General features: G+C 34.5%; 16 protein-coding genes. 13 read left to right on the top strand and 3 right to left on the bottom strand.

Features of this window, described 5'->3' with window-relative positions; translation table 11 throughout:
* Window positions 1–276: 276 nt before the first annotated feature.
* From FPG59_RS07040 to hemL, 4 genes are all read left to right on the top strand, one after another.
* On the top strand, window positions 277–2,112 hold the full coding sequence (locus FPG59_RS07040) for a T9SS type A sorting domain-containing protein (protein WP_086453913.1): 1,836 nt from the start codon (window positions 277–279) through the stop codon (window positions 2,110–2,112).
* Window positions 2,113–2,222: 110 nt separating this feature from the next.
* Window positions 2,223–3,098 (top strand): 1-aminocyclopropane-1-carboxylate deaminase/D-cysteine desulfhydrase, encoded by an 876-nt coding sequence (locus FPG59_RS07035; RefSeq protein ID WP_086453916.1) that lies wholly within the window; start codon window positions 2,223–2,225, stop codon window positions 3,096–3,098.
* A gap of 22 nt (window positions 3,099–3,120) precedes the next feature.
* Window positions 3,121–4,023: a glucosaminidase domain-containing protein gene (locus FPG59_RS07030; RefSeq protein ID WP_369596804.1), complete on the top strand. Its 903-nt coding sequence runs from the start codon at window positions 3,121–3,123 to the stop codon at window positions 4,021–4,023.
* Window positions 4,024–4,051: 28 nt separating this feature from the next.
* A complete protein-coding gene (hemL, locus tag FPG59_RS07025) occupies window positions 4,052–5,338 on the top strand; it encodes a glutamate-1-semialdehyde 2,1-aminomutase (RefSeq protein ID WP_086453911.1) in 1,287 nt (428 codons plus the stop codon).
* An 87-nt stretch (window positions 5,339–5,425) separates the two neighbouring features.
* Here hemL and FPG59_RS07020 read toward each other — a convergent pair whose 3' ends face one another.
* The gene (locus tag FPG59_RS07020; protein WP_086453910.1) at window positions 5,426–5,893 is read right to left on the bottom strand and encodes a hypothetical protein; all 468 of its coding nucleotides are present in this window, start codon (window positions 5,891–5,893) and stop codon (window positions 5,426–5,428) included.
* Window positions 5,894–6,236: 343 nt separating this feature from the next.
* Between FPG59_RS07020 and FPG59_RS07015 the strand changes: the two genes are divergently transcribed.
* Window positions 6,237–7,766, top strand: coding sequence for a DUF4394 domain-containing protein (locus FPG59_RS07015; protein ID WP_086453909.1), 1,530 nt, complete (start codon window positions 6,237–6,239; stop codon window positions 7,764–7,766).
* A 78-nt stretch (window positions 7,767–7,844) separates the two neighbouring features.
* Here FPG59_RS07015 and FPG59_RS07010 read toward each other — a convergent pair whose 3' ends face one another.
* The gene (locus tag FPG59_RS07010; RefSeq protein WP_086453908.1) at window positions 7,845–8,360 is read right to left on the bottom strand and encodes a hypothetical protein; all 516 of its coding nucleotides are present in this window, start codon (window positions 8,358–8,360) and stop codon (window positions 7,845–7,847) included.
* Window positions 8,361–8,648: 288 nt separating this feature from the next.
* On the opposite strand from FPG59_RS07010, the gene FPG59_RS07005 reads away from it, so the two are divergent.
* The 5 genes from FPG59_RS07005 (at window position 8,649) to FPG59_RS06985 (ending at window position 14,076) form a co-directional block, all read left to right on the top strand.
* The gene (locus FPG59_RS07005; protein WP_086453907.1) at window positions 8,649–10,463 is read left to right on the top strand and encodes a hypothetical protein; all 1,815 of its coding nucleotides are present in this window, start codon (window positions 8,649–8,651) and stop codon (window positions 10,461–10,463) included.
* Between the two features lie 97 nt (window positions 10,464–10,560).
* The gene (locus FPG59_RS07000) at window positions 10,561–10,935 is read left to right on the top strand and encodes a hypothetical protein (protein WP_254906661.1); all 375 of its coding nucleotides are present in this window, start codon (window positions 10,561–10,563) and stop codon (window positions 10,933–10,935) included.
* A gap of 136 nt (window positions 10,936–11,071) precedes the next feature.
* Entirely contained in the window at window positions 11,072–11,854 is a 783-nt protein-coding gene (locus FPG59_RS06995) for an MbnP family protein (protein WP_086453906.1), read from the top strand.
* 61 nt (window positions 11,855–11,915) lie between these two features.
* Window positions 11,916–12,956: a cytochrome-c peroxidase gene (locus FPG59_RS06990; RefSeq protein ID WP_086453914.1), complete on the top strand. Its 1,041-nt coding sequence runs from the start codon at window positions 11,916–11,918 to the stop codon at window positions 12,954–12,956.
* 160 nt (window positions 12,957–13,116) lie between these two features.
* Window positions 13,117–14,076 (top strand): hypothetical protein, encoded by a 960-nt coding sequence (locus tag FPG59_RS06985; RefSeq protein WP_086453905.1) that lies wholly within the window; start codon window positions 13,117–13,119, stop codon window positions 14,074–14,076.
* A gap of 60 nt (window positions 14,077–14,136) precedes the next feature.
* Here the strand turns inward: FPG59_RS06985 and lysS are convergent, their stop codons facing one another.
* Window positions 14,137–15,846 (bottom strand): lysine--tRNA ligase, encoded by a 1,710-nt coding sequence (gene lysS / locus FPG59_RS06980; protein WP_086453904.1) that lies wholly within the window; start codon window positions 15,844–15,846, stop codon window positions 14,137–14,139.
* 267 nt (window positions 15,847–16,113) lie between these two features.
* Between lysS and FPG59_RS06975 the strand changes: the two genes are divergently transcribed.
* The 3 genes from FPG59_RS06975 to lipB are packed head-to-tail and all read left to right on the top strand — an operon-like array spanning window position 16,114 to window position 18,395.
* Window positions 16,114–16,839 (top strand): hypothetical protein, encoded by a 726-nt coding sequence (locus tag FPG59_RS06975; RefSeq protein ID WP_086453903.1) that lies wholly within the window; start codon window positions 16,114–16,116, stop codon window positions 16,837–16,839.
* A 54-nt stretch (window positions 16,840–16,893) separates the two neighbouring features.
* Window positions 16,894–17,685 carry a hypothetical protein gene (locus FPG59_RS06970; protein WP_086453902.1) on the top strand — a complete coding sequence of 264 codons (792 nt, stop codon included), beginning with the start codon at window positions 16,894–16,896 and terminating at the stop codon, window positions 17,683–17,685.
* A 5-nt stretch (window positions 17,686–17,690) separates the two neighbouring features.
* On the top strand, window positions 17,691–18,395 hold the full coding sequence (gene lipB, locus FPG59_RS06965) for a lipoyl(octanoyl) transferase LipB (RefSeq protein WP_086453901.1): 705 nt from the start codon (window positions 17,691–17,693) through the stop codon (window positions 18,393–18,395).
* Window positions 18,396–18,500: the final 105 nt, after the last annotated feature.

Here is an 18,500-nt window from a genome sequence, read left to right as displayed (position 1 = left end):
GTCATCAACAGGTAAAAATCTGGATTTATTTCACTTTTTGTAATTTTAAATTTGAAAGAAAAAACATAATTTTTATTAAAAAAGATGTATTTGGTCGACAAAATATAAACTTTATCGTTTTTTTTGTTCTTTTGTATTTTATTTTTTTTGTAGCTTTATAAAATAAAATTCTGTTTCATGCTATTGCTTCTACTATTTTCTTCTAAGATTTCGAAACAAATTAGCTGAGCTGTTTTTATAAAAAAAGAAATTTAATATCTCTTAATTTAAAAGCTTATGAACACATCAATACTTCAAAAAGGAGCTTTCTTTTTTCTTTTCATTTTTTTTCAAAATGAAAGTATGGCACAACTGTATGTGAGTCCAAATAGTTATGTATTTGCTACAAATGAGGTGGTTTATGTAAAAGAACAAGTAGAGCTCAATGCAACTACGAGCAATTTTTATTTAAGAGATAGTGCTCAGCTGTTACAAGGTACAACAACTAATAGTGGTAATAGCGGATTAGGGAATTTGTCGGTTTATCAAGAAGGATCGACTAATAATTTTCATTATAATTATTGGTGTTCACCAGTAGGATCAAGTCTTGCAACTGTTGGGAATTCAGCTTTTTCTATTACACAACTCAAGGATGTTACGAGCTTGACAGGATTTAATAATCCAGTTATTTTAGCAACAAATAATTACAATGGTACCGCTAGTCCTCTAGCTATTGCACCTTTTTGGGTTAATAAATTAATAGGCTCTTCAAATTATGGGAATTGGACAGCAGTAGGTGGTGCTGGGACTTTAAATGCAGGTGAAGGCTTCTCTATGAAGGGAACGTCTGGAACCAACGCAATCACTGTAAATGGAGTTCAAAACAATCCAGGAAGCAAACAGCGTTATGATTTTAGAGGAAAACCAAATGACGGTACTATATCAATACCTGTGGGAGCGTTACAATTTACTCTTACAGGCAATCCCTATCCATCTGCAATTGATCTTGCCGCATTTTTGATAGAACAAACAAATTGTACAGGAATTGCTTATTTTTGGGAACAAGATAAAACAGTAAACTCACACTATATTGCTGATTATAAAGGAGGTTACGGTACTTATTCTCCAATAGCGAGAGGAGGAACTGGTATTTATGTTCCAGCTACTTTTTTTTCCTATGATGGATCTGGAAATCCTGGACCTTCAACAGGAGTAGGTACTGCTTTTGAAAGAAGATTTTCACCAATAGGTCAGGGGTTTATGATAGATGGTGTTGTAAATGGCGCTGTTGAAATGAAGAATAGCTACAGAATTTATGTAAAAGAAGGAGTGGCTAACAACTCACAGTTTGAAAAATCAACAAACAACCCTAAAACCAATACTGAAAAAGATTATTTATCAAAAATAAAATCAATATCTGGATTTGATTATAAAACCGTTAGTGTGGCTCCAACCCCTCAAATTAGATTAAATACTTTAATGAATAATCAAGGTGTAAGGCAACTTGCATTAGCATTTGTACCTGAGGCTACAGATGGTCCTGATCGTGCTATGGATGCTATGTCAAGTAGTGAGAACTCTCCTGCTGATGTATATTTTTTAATTAACAATATAGAATATATAATTAATGCCACCAATTTTGACATTAATAAAAAAATTCCAATTGGTTTTCGAAATACAAAAACAGCTATTTATAAAATTACTGTCAAGGATATTATCAATTTTCCTGATGTGGATGCTATTTTTTTGCATGACAAAGTAAAAGATACCTATCACGACATTAAAAATAGTTTCCATGAAATGGAATTACCAGCTGGGAAAAATAACACACAATTCGAGATTACTTTTAAAGACAATAAAACATTAGATGTTGATGGTGTTGCTAAAGAAGATTTTATAGTTTATCAAAACAATCCATTAAAAAGCTTAACCATAAGCAACCCAAATGGGCTTGAGCTTGCTTCTTGTGGGGTGTATGATGTTGCTGGAAAGTTAATTTTTACTCAAGAGGACTTGGGGGATCAAGCATCGTATTCGTTTTCGACCGCTAGTTATGGTGACGGAATTTATATTGTAAAGTTGACTACTAAAGACAATAAAGTTTTTGGAAAAAAAGTAATCATTAAAAATTAATTTTAATAGTATACAAATTCTAAATGCAATCTGAGAAGGTTGCATTTTTTATACATTTTAGTTTTACCTTTGTAATAAAATCAAATATTTTGAATCAAAAGGTAGCGAAAATGTTCTCCAACTCAATTGAATTATACATCAAAAGAGAGGATTTGTTACATCCATTTGTATCAGGAAATAAATTCAGAAAGCTTAAATATAATATTCTTGAAGCTAAGGAATTGCAAGAAAAACAGTTGCTCACTTTTGGAGGCGCATTTTCAAATCATATTGCCGCAGTAGCTTATGCAGGGTATGAAAATGGTTTTAAAACTATTGGTATTATTCGAGGGGATGAATTAAAGAACCAAACGGTTCTAAATCCCACATTAGCGTTTGCTAAGCAATGCGGAATGGAATTTGAGTTTGTTTCAAGATCAGATTATCAGCATAAGAATGAACCAGAAAATCTTGCAAAATGGACCGAAAAATGGGGAGCTTTTTATATGATTCCTGAGGGTGGAACTAATGCATTAGCCATACAAGGGTGTCAGGAAATAGTAAATGAGGAGGATAGTTATTTTGATTATATCTGTTGCTCCGTTGGAACAGGAGGAACTATTTCAGGTATTATAAATAGTATTTTGCCACATCAAAAAGTTTTAGGATTTCCTGCTTTAAAAGGTGATTTTTTGAAAGAGGAAATTTGTAATTTTGTAAAGAATAAAAACTGGGAGTTACAAACAGATTATCATTTTGGGGGTTACGGCAAGGTAAACGATACTTTGATACAATTTATCAATCAGTTTTATCACGATTTTAAAATACCTCTAGACCCTATTTATACTGGAAAAATGGTTTATGGAGTTCTTGATTTGATGGAGAAAAATTATTTTCCCGAAAATTCGAAAATTTTAATGATCCATACAGGAGGTTTACAAGGTATTCAAGGCATGAATATCAAGTTAAAAAACAAACAATTACCAACTATTAATATCCATGTTTAAAAAATATATAGTCTTGCTTGTAGTGCTAGTATTAGCAAGTTGTAATGCTACTAAACCTGTCATTGTAACTAAAAAAAGCACACCAAGAGCAAGTGTTCCAACTGTTGTAAAGGGAAAACCCGAAACTAATAGATCAGCTAAAAAGCCGGTTACCAAAGTACCAACAAAACCAAATGTTTCGGTATCCCAAAAAACGAAAACAACGGCAAATAATGCACCAAAAGAAGTTATAGTTTCTACCTCTAAAACGGTTGTGACCAGTGATATAATTACCTTGTATGTTTCTAAATTTAAAGATATTGCTATGGGTAATATGAGAAACTACGGCATTCCAGCGAGTATTATTTTGGCACAAGGAATCCTTGAATCTGGAGCAGGCAACGGTGATTTGGCCTTGAGTGCTAACAATCACTTCGGGATAAAATGTCATGTGGGTTGGACAGGAGAATCAGTCAATCATGATGATGATGCCTCTCAGGAATGTTTTAGAAAATATGAAAATCCATCAGAGTCTTTTAAGGATCATGCACTCTTTTTAACGAGTAGAAACAGGTATTCTAAATTATTTGAAAATCAAAAAGGCGATTACAAGGCTTGGGCCAAAGGTTTACGAGCAGCGGGTTACGCCACAGATCCTAAGTATCCTGATAAATTAATTTCATATATAGAAAGATACCAGTTACATCAATACGATGATTTGGTTTTAGGGATCAATTCAAATGCTAAAATTAAGGAAATTACAGATGAATTAAATATTTCTAATAAGGAGTCAGTAGTTTGGAATTCTGACAGTTATGAAGTTCAAAAAGGAGATACTTTATATTCTATTGCAAAGAAATTTGCCTTACAAGTAGAGGATTTAAAACAAAAAAATAATCTTACTGATAACGCACTCGCTATTGGTCAGCGGTTAATTGTAAAATAAGTATAAACACATAATTAGTATTCATTAGATGTTATATAAAAGAAGTAGTCAGCTTTTTGCTGAAGCAGAAAAAGTAATTCCTGGAGGTGTCAATTCTCCTGTTCGTGCCTTTAAAGCAGTAGGTGGTACGCCTATTTTTGTAAAAAGTGCCAAAGGTGCTTACCTGTATGATGAAGATGGAAATAAACTAATAGATTACATCAATTCATGGGGGCCAATGATTTTAGGCCATGCGTATGAGCCTGTTGTTGAAGCTGTCGTTGAAAGAGCAAAATTAGGAACCTCTTTTGGGATGCCAACTGAGCTTGAAACTCAAATTGCTGCTTTAGCCGTTAAAATGGTACCCAATATTGATAAAATTCGTTTTGTAAACTCAGGGACCGAAGCCTGTATGAGTGCCATCAGACTAGCACGTGGGTATACTAAAAGAGATAAAATCATAAAATTTGCAGGTTGTTATCACGGACATTCCGATTCTTTCTTGATTCAAGCAGGAAGTGGCGCTATTACATTTGGTTCTCCTAATAGTCCAGGGGTAACCGCTGGAACGGCTAAGGATACTTTGCTAGCACGATACAATGACTTATCCAATGTAGCTGAATTAATTACAGCAAATCCTAATGAAATTGCAGCCATAATTGTTGAACCTGTGGCGGGTAATATGGGTTGTATTCCACCTAAAGAAGGTTTTTTAGAGGGCTTGCGCCAATTGTGTACAGATAATGGAATCCTACTTATTTTTGATGAAGTAATGACCGGTTTTAGACTTGCAGCAGGCGGAGTTCAAGAGCTTGCAGGAGTTAGTTCAGATATTGTTTGTTTTGGAAAAGTAATAGGTGGAGGTTTACCTGTAGGTGCCTTTGCAGCACGCGCTGAAATTATGAATTATCTTGCGCCATTAGGTCCTGTTTACCAAGCAGGAACTTTGTCTGGAAATCCATTGGCAATGGCCGCAGGATTAGCCATGCTACAAGCCTTAGATGCAGATAGAGAGGTATTTAATCGATTAAAAGACAAAACAGCTTACTTAGCAGCAGGAATAGATAGAGTTTTGCGCAATAACAACGTGGTGTTTACAATAAATACCATTGGATCTATGATTTCAGTGCATTTTGATGAAAACGCAGTAGTAGATTTTCAAACAGCTGCAAAAGGAGACAATGAAACCTTTAAGAAATTCTTTCATGGCTTACTCCAAGAAGGAATTTACATAGCGCCTTCTGCTTATGAAACTTGGTTTATAACTGATGCGCTTACGTATGAAGATCTAGATTTCACCATTCAAGCCATCGATAAAGTGTCTAAAACTTTTTAAAAAAAGGATTGACGTAAAAAATATTTACATAAAAATGCCCCCAAAAAGTTAGATACTATTCGGGGGTATTTTTTATAAAATAATCATTTATTTTCTGTGAGACTCCATTCTATTCGCTTTTTTACCATGCTGATACACTAGTCTTTTAGCAGCTCGTTGGTGTCTTTCTGTTCTTGAAGCATCCCATTTTTTAAACTGCTCGTTTGAAAGAATTTTTTTCATTCTTTCTTTCATCACTATTTGATTGTCTAGCATTTGGTTTTTAAGCTCAAAACGCTCATTAGACGTTAGTTGTTTTTTTTCTACTGTTTTATTGGCTTTTTTATCAGCAAGCAGCGCTTCACGTTTAGTGCTTTGTTCTGCAAGAAGTGAACTAATTTCTTTTTGCTGCGATGCATTAAGATCTAGTTCCAGAGTCATTTTCTTGACCTGTAAGGCTCTTTTTTGATCAGTACTCATGCCTTCCATTTTAGCACCCTCAGTTCTTGTTTTTCTTTCTTGCGCTTGACTTGTTATTCCAAAAGCCAAAACCATTACAATCAATAATTTTTTCATTTTTTTTAGTTTTAAAGTTTATTGCTATAGGACAAATACAAAACAAAAAAGTTTAATAATTAACAAAAAATTATCTAGAAAATGGTTGTTATAGAGGATTATTTCTTTCAATTTTAGTAATATAGAAACGCTTTTTTAAGTTTATATACTTTTTTTTTCAACAGAATTGGATTGTATTTACCCGTTCTTTTTACTCTTTTTTTTAAATGTAAAGCATGAGAATTTTAAAGTGTAGTAAGCAAATTACAGTTTGATTTTCATTGGATAACCAAAAAAAATAGATTTGGTAAAACCAAATTAAATATCGTTTCGTAAATGTTTGTATAACCAAATAAAAAAAACGATGAAAAAGAAACAACTTAATTTAGGCTTTGCTTCCTTGCTAGGAGTAGCATTTTTGTCCCTTACGGCAATTTCATGTAATGACGATGATTCAAATAATTCTAATAAACCTGCAGAAGCAGTTGCGCCTGATGTAAATTTTACAGCTTTGGCAAGTAATAACACTATTATTACTTACAACGCACGTACATTGAGCGCACCTATTGCAACAGTGCCTATTGTAGGATTACCAGCAGCTGAGAAAATTGTGAGCATTGATTATAGATCAGCAACGGGACAGCTATACGGATTGGGTTCATCAAGTCGTTTGTATTTTATAAATGAAAAAAGTGGTGTTGCAACTGCACTTGGGGCTACTTCATTTGCACCTGTTTTAGCATCTGCAAACGCGTCGATAGATTTTAATCCTACTGTTGATAGAATAAGATTAGTGACAGATTCTGGTCAAAATTTAAGATTACACCCAGAATTGGGAACTGTTGTTGCTACAGACGGAGTTATCAATGGTGGTATCAGTCCAAAAATTGGCGCCATTGCATACACTAACAGTATGGCGGGAGCTGCCACAACGATGTTGTATGATATTGACTTTGAACAAGATAAATTATATTTACAAACCCCTCCTAATGATGGTGGATTACAATTGGTGGGTGATCTAGGAATAAACTTTGAAGGCCAGGGCGATATGGATATTGTACCTGATAATTCTACTGCATTAGCCGTGACTAACAATAATAATGTTTCTTCTTTATTTTCTATTGATTTAACAACTGGTAAAGCTGCAAACATAGGGAAGTTTGTGGAGCAAATTGTAAGTATTGCTTTTAAAACAAATCCTATTGCTTATGCTACTACAAGCTCAAATATGTTGTTTCGTTTTAATCCAACAACTGGAACTCATAATTCAGTTGCTTTAACAGGTTTGGCAACAAATGAATCTATCGTAGGTCTTGATTTTAGACCTGCAAATGGTGGATTGTATGCGGTATCAAATCAAAGTAGACTTTTTACAGTGAATACCGCAAACGGTGCCTTAACTGTTGTAGGTTCTACATTTGGAACTGCGTTAGTAGGGACTGCTTTTGGTTTTGATTTTAATCCTACTGTTGATAGAATACGTTTAGTTAGTAATACAGGTCAAAATTTACGTTTACACCCAGATTTAGGAACGGTTGCAGCAGTTGATGGGAATTTAAATCCTGGAACTCCAGCTGTTACTGCGGGTGCTTACACAAATAATATAGCGGGTGCAACAACAACGGTTTTATTTGTAATAGACTCACAAACAGATACTCTTTTCCGTCAAGATCCACCTAATAACGGAACTCTTGTATCCATAGGAAGTTTAGGAATTAATGTAGATGCTGATAGTGGATTTGATATTGGAGGAAACAGTACTACAGCATTTGCATTGCTAAAAGTAAATAATGTTACCGCTGTATACAGTATCAATCTAGCTACAGGTGCGGCAACAAAAATCACAGATGTAAATGTTCAAGCTACTGCAATGGCTGTAGGTTTAGGTTTTTAATATTTAGTTAGTTTTGTTTTGAATTAGTAAGCCGACTCCTTGCAGGGAGTCGGCTTGTTTTTTTGATCACTTTTTATTTTAAAAATGCAATGCAAAACCAATGTTTAACTGGAACTTGTTGTCATAAAACTGTTTGTGTGTTGCAAAATTATATCTCATTCCAGGTTCTATACTTACATTTTTGCCTAAAAATAGTGCATAGCCTATTTGTGTTCCTACGTAGGTAGGATTTAAATCAGGTTCACCAAAGCCTATACCGTTATAGGACAGTTCTACAGGAATCATGCCTTTGATATAATATTTAGCACCAACTTTATAGGCAATTGGTTCACCTACACCATCAACTTCTCCATAACCCAGTCCTAATTTTAATGCTAGATTGTCTTTTATAAAATAGCCGCCTTCAGCACCAATGTTAAATGCGTTTACACCATCTGTATTACTAAAATACAAAGCTGTAGAACCTACATTGTTACCAAAACCAGTATTGGCCTCAATAAGCCACTTTCCTTTTAAGAGCTGACCGTCTTTTGCTTGTCCATTTGCAAATGCAAATGCGCATAATGCAAATAATGTTGTTGTAATTTTTTTCATATCTATTTTTCCAGTAAAAGTAGAAATTAAACTTATTTACGTATGATTTTTAAGACAGATTTAACTTTCGTGTCTGCTTCGAAAAATACGTCAGCTAACTGCAAGTGTTTTTAATGCATCTGCTACACTTTTTACTTGAACTAACAAAATGTATAGTTGATGTTGTTTTTGTTTTTCTAAAAAGCACAAAATAAATGCTGTTTATAGCATTGAAAGCATGATATTTATCAGTTTTTTTAAGGTTTTCTTTCGCGATTTTTGTGGTTTATATATAAAACTCATTTTACTATGACTACACGTAAACCACTTCATACCTTTCATATTCCAGTGATGGGACTTGCTTATACGATTGATAGCCCAATACGAGTGGCTAAGTATGGAATTTCCTCCGTAATTTCAATTATGGATGATGAACTTATCGAAAAAATGAATGCTTTTTACAGTAAGAAATTCGATTTGCCGTATCAGGAAATGACCCAGAAAATGCATGATTATCGTGCAGAACGTATTACTTCTTATCTGAATTTGGTAAACAAAATCGTGAAGGAAAAATTCGAAAATTTCAAAACGGAATTATCCGAAAGCAAATCAGCTTTGGAAAATTACATCACCATGTTGCCCAACAAATCAGAGATTAAAGCGGGTCTGCAACACTTGATGGAAGACGGTTTTGCTTTTAAAGAAAATATCAAAAATTATCTGGAGAAAAATCTTTTCCCAGGTGATATTGATGTTAATATTATGACCAAATTAGATAAGGACAATTTTATCAAAGACGAACAATTGCCAATTGCTTTTAATGATGCACATGCTGCACTTCGCGGGTTTGTGAACAGTACATTAGAATCTTCGGTTGTTTTATCGGCTGGGATGAACCCAAGATTATACAGCTATTTCGAAAGTTTTTCAGCTTTCTTTCCAGATAAAAATAATACATTGAAAAAGAAAATTACACTAAAAGTGAGTGACTTTCGTTCGGCTATGATTCAAGGGAATTTTTTGGCTAAAAAAGGACTTTGGGTTTCTGAATATCGAATCGAATCTGGACTGAATTGTGGCGGACATGCTTTTGCTACCGAAGGCTATTTGTTGGGACCTATTCTGGAAGAATTCAAACAGAAAAAAGAGCAATTGATTCAATCTGCGCATGAGTTGATGGCGAAAGCATTGGGACAAAAAGAAATGCATGTTCCACAACAACCTTTGGATTTAAAAATTACGGTTCAAGGCGGTGTAGGAACTGCTGAAGAACACGATTTTCTATTGAATCATTATGAGGTAGATTCTGTGGGTTGGGGTTCACCGTTTTTGTTAGTTCCTGAAGCTACTTCGGTTGATACACACACTAGAGCACTATTGGCTGGAGCCAAAGAAGATGATTTTTATTTAAGTCATATTTCGCCGTTGGGGATACCGTTCAATACATTGCGAGGCACAACGAATGAAAAATTAAAATTGAAACGAATTGAGGAAAGCAAAGCAGGAAGTTCGTGTCCAAAACGATTTTTGGCGTTAAGCAAAGAATACGATGCACAAGGAATTTGTACATCTTCCAAGAAATACCAAGACTTAAAACTGGAAGAATTACATCTTCAAAAAGATATTTTAACTGCTGAAATTTTCGAAAAAAAGAAAAACAGTATTACGGAGAAAGCCTGTCTTTGTGTGGGTTTAGCCAATGCTTCCTATCTTGAAAATGACATTAAGATAAAAGGGCAGGCGCAAGGCGTAATCATTTGTCCAGGGCCCAACATGGCATATTTTGATAAAGAAGTTTCACTTTCTAAAATGGTGCAGCACATTTATGGAAACGCATCAGTATTGACGGTTACTAATCGCCCAAATCTATTTGTGAAGGAGTTAAAAATGTATTTTGATTATCTGAAAAATGAAATTTCAGCGGTTACTGAAGAAATAACTTTGGGACAAATTAAAAAATGGAATTCGTTCAAAAATAATTTGCTCGCAGGAATCGGATATTATGAGCATTTATTTGCAGCAACTCCTTTTTTCGAAAGCACCAAAAATGAGATTTTCAGTCAGTTTAATTCGTATAAACTGGAATTAAACGAGATTGAAATCCCCGAATTAAAATTGGCGTAAAGCATTCAAGTATTTGGTTTTGAATAGAGTGATTTTATTTATGATTATTCTATTCAAAACTATTTTTTATCAAACAATCATTTAGTAATTTTGCACGGTGAAAAAAATCATATTTATAATTGTATTGATCATGCTTATAAAACCCGTTCTGCCGGTTTTAGAGTATATCGTTAATTATGAATATATTTCAAAAGTACTTTGCATCAATAGGGATAAACCTAAAATGCAATGTAACGGAAAATGTCATTTGATGAAAGAATTAGCCAAAGCTTCTGATGCTGAAAAACCACTTTCTTCCGATAAAAAAGGAACTGCTCCTATCCTTGATGTGATCATTTTTGAGGAAATCAAATCTTTCGAAATGGCAACAGTTTTTTTTGATACCAAAGAAAAAATAAACCCGCATTATTCTAATTTATATGCTCGCTTGAATAGTGCTTCTGTTTTTCACCCACCCACTTTCATTTCATAAATTTTTTAAGCATGTAGTATGCTTTATTTCTTCCGTTCTAAACAATGGATGAAAATTTGTTTGCTTTTTTTGGAAATAATAACCCAAAAATAGCATGCGAAACAGTACTTATATTCAAAATAAAAAACTTTAAGAAATGAAATTTCAATTAAAAAATATACTAGCTGTAATGGCTATCTCAGTTACCTTGTTTTCTTGCTCTAATGACGATGATAATGAAATGATTACCGGAAACGGAAATCTAAAATTAGAATTTGACAACGTGTATAAATCGGCTAATTTTGCTTTCAATACGAACTACACCAATTCGAATGCTGAGGTTGTATCGGTTTCAAAAGTGAAGTACATTGTGAGTAATATTGTTTTGACAAAAGAGGATGGAACTACCTTTACGTACCCAAAAAGTCAAAGCTATTTTATTGTAGATGAAGCTACGCCTGCAACATTAGTATTGAATCTTTCAAACATTCCTGCTGGAAATTACACTAAAGTAAAATACGGAATTGGAGTCGATAAAACGCAGTGGGAAGCAGGAGCAACGGGTCAAGGAGATTTCTTGGCAACAGCCCAAACTGCCGGAATGATGTGGTCTTGGAGTGCAGGTTATAAGTTTGTGGCTTTCGAAGGTACTTTTACAGCTCCTACGGTAACAACGGCAAAAGGGTTTAAAGTACATACCGGACAAACCGGAACCGATTATAATTATGCTGAAGTTACTTTGAGTTTCCCTGAAAATGCTTTGGTACGAACTACAATTACACCTCAGGTTCACATCATGACTGATTTGTCTCAAGTTATAGATGGAACTAATAAAATCAATCTTACGGAAGCGGCAACTGTTATGGGAGGCGCTAAACTGGCTTTGGTTACTACTAACGTTTCTTCTATGTTCAAAATAGATCACGTTCACAACGATTAATTTTTTAATCAAAAAGCGGTTGGAAATTAAATCTCCGACCGCTTTTTTAAAAAAATATAAAATGAAAGCAAAATATATCATATTGCTCATTTTTCCGTTGCTGTGGTCTTGTTCTGCTGATGAAAGCGAAGACTATAAGGACGTTCCTCTGAACTTTCAAGTTCCGGCAAATTTCCCGCCTTTGGCATACGATCTGATGAATAATCCACCCACCGAAAAAGGATTTGAACTGGGGAAAAAACTTTTCTACGATGGTCGATTGGCTTCGGACGGGATTGTTTCCTGCGGATTTTGTCATATTCAGGAAGATGCATTTACGCATCACGGACATACCTTGAGTCACGGAGTAGATGACGCTATTGGAACCCGAAACACGCCACCAATCCAGAATTTGGCCTACCAAACCACTTTTATGTATGATGGAGCAGCATCGCATTTGGATTTACAGCCTATTATTCCGTTCACAAGTCCTATAGAAATGAATGGCGATTTTGCGAAAGCGATTGCTATGATGAAAGTCGATCCAGTGTATCAGAAATTATTCAAAGTTGCTTTTACGGATGGACAAATAAATTCCGAAAACATGCTCAAAGCCTTGGGACAATTTATGGTTATGGTGACGTCCTCAAATTCCCGTTTTGACAAGTACCGACGCAATGAATCTGGCGGAACGCTCACGCAAGACGAGAAGGACGGTTATTCCATTTTCAACCAAAAATGTTCCAGTTGTCATGCTACGGATTTGTTTACGGACAATTCTTTTAGAAACAATGGCTTGCCAATTGATCCCGCGTACAATGATATCGGGCGTTTTCGCGTGACTGAGTTGCCTCAGGATAAGTACAAATTCAAAGTGCCAAGTTTAAGAAACATAGAAAAAACAGCGCCTTACATGCACGATGGACGCTTATTTACATTAGAAGCCGTTATGGATCATTACAATTCCGGTATAGTGAATTCAGCTACTTTAGACCCAATTTTGAATAAAAACGGGTCACTCGGAATCCCTTTGACAGCGACAGAAAAATCAAAAATTATTGCTTTTCTAAAAACATTGACAGACACGCAATACCTAACGGACAAACGCTTTTCTGAATATTAATTTTAGAAGCTATTTCCTGCTGTACACTGCAAGTCCTCGCTGCAAAAGCCGTTTTTCTATGTCCTGAAAAGAGCTTCCTCCGGTCGCTTTTTCAGGACAAGAAAAACAAGCTTTTACCGCTCCGGGCTTTCCGTTTCCATCAGGGCTAAAAACAACAAACATGAAAAAATACGCATTACTTTTAGTACTTTTTTTTCAATTGGCAAACGCCACCGAAAAAGACAGTTTAAATTCCATAAATCCATTTGCAAAATACCATTCCTTCCTTGAAGAAGAGGATTTTTGCGATGCCTGTGGTTGCTCCGCCAGTGGCGGAAGCATGGGATTCGCCTCGATGTTGAACTCTAATTTCGTTGGGATTCGGTATTTCAATCAACAATACAAATCCATGGATGGCTTGTACAGCAATTCGCCTTGGTACAAAGAAAATTTCAACACCGTTCAGGTTTGGGGCCGAATCCCGGTTAGTGAAAAGGTTCAGGTTTCGGCATTATTGCCGTATCATTTTCATGAAAGAGAAACCGCAACTGGCAACAAAGGCATTAATGGGATTGGCGACATTACTGTTTTGGCAATGTATCGTTTGTATCAAACCCATAAAGACAGTACGTTTTTGGTACATACATTACAATTGGGAGGTGGGATAAAAGCGCCAACCGGAAAATTTAATGAGGCAAATTCCGGAAGTATAAATCCAAGTTTTCAGGTAGGGACAGGAAGTTGGGATTATCTTTTGGCAACTGAATATGTGGTTAAAAGAAAACAATTTGGTTTAAACTCGATGCTGAATTATGTAATAAAAACGGAAAACCAAAAGAGTTATCGTTTTGGGAATCAATTGAATTACGCAGGAACTTTTTTCTATTTGTACGAGAAAAATAGTTTTTCGATTGTTCCACAACTTGGGTTTGCCGGTGAAGTTTATGAAAGTAATTACCAGTACAATCAAAAATTAAGAAATACAAACGGTGATATTCTTTTTGGGAAAGTTGGTTTTGAGGTTGGGAAAGACAGACTTTCTTTTGGAGCTAATGCCATGTTACCCATCAATCAAAATCTTACTGGCGGTAATGTTGAAGCAAATTACAGATGGAGTGTAAATTTGAATTACAGTTTGTAAAATATAAAAAAAGAGCTTCAATTGAAGCTCTTTTTTTATAAATATAGTTCTCAAACAAACTTATTCTTTTAATCTACAAGATTTTACATCACCATCAACTACAACTTCGGTCATCCCTAATGACGAAAGGTTTTTCATGGCTTTGTCCCATTTTTTACCACTCAATTGAGATTGGATTTTCAATAAACCAAATTCCATTTGATTGTTATTTACTTGTAAAAGCGTTACAATTAATTTTTCGTCTTCTTCAAGCTCAATTTTTACTTGTTTTTTCTCAGGACGCATTTGTGGAAATAACAATACTTCTTGAATAGAAGAATTATTAGTTAAAAACATCATCAAACGATCCATTCCAATTCCTAATCCAGACGTAGGTGGCATTCCATATTCTAATGCTCTCAAGAAATCTTCATCTATAGTACCGTTCGCTTCGTCATCACCTTTTTCTGCTAAGCGCATTTGGTCTTCAAAACGCTCTCTTTGATCAATAGGATCATTAAGTTCTGAGTAGGCATTGGCAACTTCCTTTCCACATACCATTAATTCAAAACGTTCTGTAAGTTCTGGATTATCACGGTGTTGTTTACAAAGCGGAGACATCTCTTTTGGATAATCAGTAATAAACGTAGGTTGAATGTAGTTTCCTTCGCATTTAGCGCCAAAAATTTCATCAATAAGTTTTCCTTTCCCCATGGTTTTGTCTACATCAATGCCCATGCCTCTAGCTGCTTCAAACAATTCGGCTTCATTTTTACCAGAAATATCAAAACCGGTAAAATGCTTGATAGAATCCGTCATGGTAACACGTGCATACGGTGCTTTAAAATTTACTGTATGTTCGCCAAAAGTAGCTTCGCTAGTTCCGTTAACTGCCAGGGCACAGTGCTCTAGTAGGTTTTCGGTAAATTTCATCATCCAGTTGTAGTCTTTGTAGGCTACATATATTTCCATAGCGGTAAATTCTGGATTATGCGTTCTGTCCATTCCTTCATTTCTAAAGTTTTTAGAGAATTCATAAACCCCATCAAATCCACCAACAATCAATCTTTTTAAATACAATTCATTTGCAATACGCATGTAAAGCGGAATGTCAAGTGAGTTGTGGTGTGTAATAAACGGTCTAGCCGCAGCACCACCAGGAATAGGCTGTAAAACAGGAGTTTCAACTTCAAGATATCCTTTATCATTAAAAAAAGAACGCATGGCGTTAAACAATTTAGTTCTCTTAATAAAAGTAGCTTTTACATGATCATTAACCGTCAAATCTACATAACGACGGCGGTATCTTTGTTCAGGATCTGCAAAGGCATCGTAAGTTTTTCCGTCAGCATCTGTTTTTACAACTGGTAATGGTTTTAAAGCTTTTGATAGAACACTAAGTTCATGAACATGCACTGATATTTCGCCTACTTGAGTCTTAAAAACCGTACCGCGCACACCAATAAAATCGCCGATATCCAATAATTTTTTGAAAACAACATTGTACATCGTTTTCTCCTCATCATTTGAAATATCATCGCGAGAAATGTATACTTGTATACGTCCTTCGGCATCTTTTAATTCAGCAAATGAAGCTTTCCCCATAATGCGTTTTCCCATCAATCTACCTGCTAAAACTACCTCTTTGCCTTCGTACTTTTCAAAGTCAGCAAGGATTTCGCTTGAGTAAACTGTTGTAACAAATTCTGCTGCAGGATAAGGCTCAATGCCTAGGTTTCGCAATTCTGTGAGTGCCTCTCTACGTAATATTTCTTGTTCAGATAATGCCATTATATGCTGTTTTTAAGTCCGCAAAGATACTATTTAAGTTTTAAAAATTAAAGTTTATCAAGGACCCTTTTTTTTCTTTTTTGATGCACACAATCATCTTTCAATTGGCGTCTATTCCTGCTATTCGCTCTATCTTTTTTTCTTGTAAAAACAAGAAAAAAAGGATGCCGCTGCTATCAGGGCAATACTAGAAAATTTATTTTTTTCAGGAGTCTAAAAGTAGTACAATTCATGTATATTTGTCTTTAATATATCACCCTAACTCTTATGAAAAAATACTTAGGCTTAATAGGCCTCATTTTATTGACAAGTTGTCAAATTACCGAAACACTTACCATAAACAGTGATGGATCGGGTAAAATAACTCAAGAAGTTTTAAGGGATGAGCAAAGCTATCAATTGTTAGTGGGAGAGGAATATTCTAAAGAAGAAGAATACCAAGATACTACCTATGTTTTTAAGGATGTCATCGCTAAAAACCAAGAAACTTTTTCGAGACTGACAAAATTTGAAAAAGAGGTTTTCGGAAAATTCAATCCAGTAACGGTTCATATAAAAAAGAGTTCAATCGAAAAACATTTCAAAACTACTTTTACGCAAGAATTTAAGGTTGTAGAAGAAGTGGCTGACCTTTTAAAAACCGAAAATTATGTAAGCGATATTATTCATAATTATGCATTGGCTGCCGAGGAACATTATTTTAGTGTACAATATAGCTATGATGGTAAAATTTTCAAACGGATTGTTAAAATCACAGATCCAGAAAGACTTAAAACAGAGCAAGCAAGAGTAGAGGCTAACAAAAAATATTACGCTTCATTAAAACTTGTAGAAAATTTTGTGCTCAAATACCAGTTTCCATTAAAAATAAAATCGGTTTCAAACCCAAATGCTAAAATTAGTTCTGATCAAAAATCATTACAAATAGATTTTAAAATCACAGATTGTCTGTACAATCCAGACAGTACTAATCTGGAGGTGGTTTTGGAGTAATAATGAGTTCGGATTCTTTTGTAAAGAGTTTGTATATTTGAACAAAAAAATAATATGAAAAAAATAGCAGTATTTCTTTTGGTTCTCATTTCAATAGTGAGTTGTACCATAAAAGAGAAAATGGTAATAAATGAAAACGGTTCAGGAACATTTTCGTATGGTTTTGATATGGCTGCTTTATTAAAAATGGGAGGGCCAAAAAGGGACTCTACAAAAGTTTCTAAAAATGTAGATACCGTTTTTACATTCAAGGAAATGTTTGCAAAAATGAGTGATAGCATTGGTAAACTCTCTATCGTAGAAAAAGAACAGTTAAAATTACTTGAGGATTTTAAAATCAATTTAAAAGTCAATGAAGAAAAACAGCTGTTTGAATACAATATGGCATTTGATTTTGCGTCTTTAGATAGCTTGAAAAATATGGTGTCTCCTCTAAAAAGTGCTGAGGTTTTGTCATTATCAGATAAAAGGTTAGGAGGTAAGGTTTCTAAAAAATCAGAGGACGAGAATGATTATAGAACATCGTTTGTTTATGATGGTACTAGTTTTGAAAAGAAAGTATTAGATAAGAATAATAAAGAAATAAAAAATGCAGTGTCTACTTCTAGAAATAAAAAAAAGAGTGCTAAAAAAGAAGCTGATGATGAATTCTCAAAAAAAATGCAGGATATGTTTAAGGAATGTAAATATTCTTTAGAATATCATTTCCCAAAAAAGATAAAAAGCATCTCATTAAAGGATGCTAAGATTTCAGAAGATAAAAAAAGCTTTGTTGTTGAGATACCTATAGAAAACTTAAAAGAGAATAGTGATCAACTAGGATTTAAAGTGCTGTTTGAAAATTAAATAAAATGAACAAAGAAATCCAACTTCAAGATCTAGGAAATAATGATTACAAGGCTACTTGGGAATACCAAGAAGAATTATTTAAGGGTATTGTAGATTTAAAAATTCGGAATCGTCGAGAGGAACTTGAATTGACTACGCCTAATTATTTTCTTTTTGTAGAGCATCCGCATGTATATACACTTGGTAAAAGCGGTGACTTGACTAACTTGCTTTTATCTGAAAAGCAATTGGAAGCCAAAGGTGCTACTTTTTATAAAATTAATAGAGGCGGTGATATTACCTACCACGGCCCAGGACAAATAGTAGGCTACCCAATTATCGATTTAGAAAATTTTTTCACAGACATTCACAAGTACCTTCGTTTATTAGAAGAGTCAATTATTCTTACGCTACAAGAATACGGTCTTGCCTGTGGGCGTAGCGAAGGGGAGACAGGTGTTTGGCTTGGTGTAGGAACACCATTTGCTAGAAAAATATGTGCCATGGGAGTTCGAGCATCACGATGGGTTACCATGCATGGGTTTGCATTGAATGTAAATGTAGACTTAGGTTATTTTGATAATATTATTCCTTGTGGTATAAAAGGAAAAGCTGTGACTTCACTAAATGTGGAGCTAGGAGTAAAAGAAGTGAATGAAAGTGAAGTAAAAGAAAAAATCCTGCATCATTTTAAAAATCTTTTTGAGTGTACTTTGGTTAAAGAATAAACTTTAAAAAGTTCATAGACTTATTTTCTAATTTATAAAAAGGTATAGATGAACTCAAGTTTATTTTTCAATTATCAACTTTTTTGTCTTAAATGAAACTTTTTT

The organism is Flavobacterium sp. FPG59, assembly GCF_002150205.1.
Classification (GTDB): Bacteria; Bacteroidota; Bacteroidia; order Flavobacteriales; family Flavobacteriaceae; genus Flavobacterium.
Note: the sequence above shows the minus strand (reverse complement) of the source record. Positions and strands in the feature narration are given on the sequence as shown.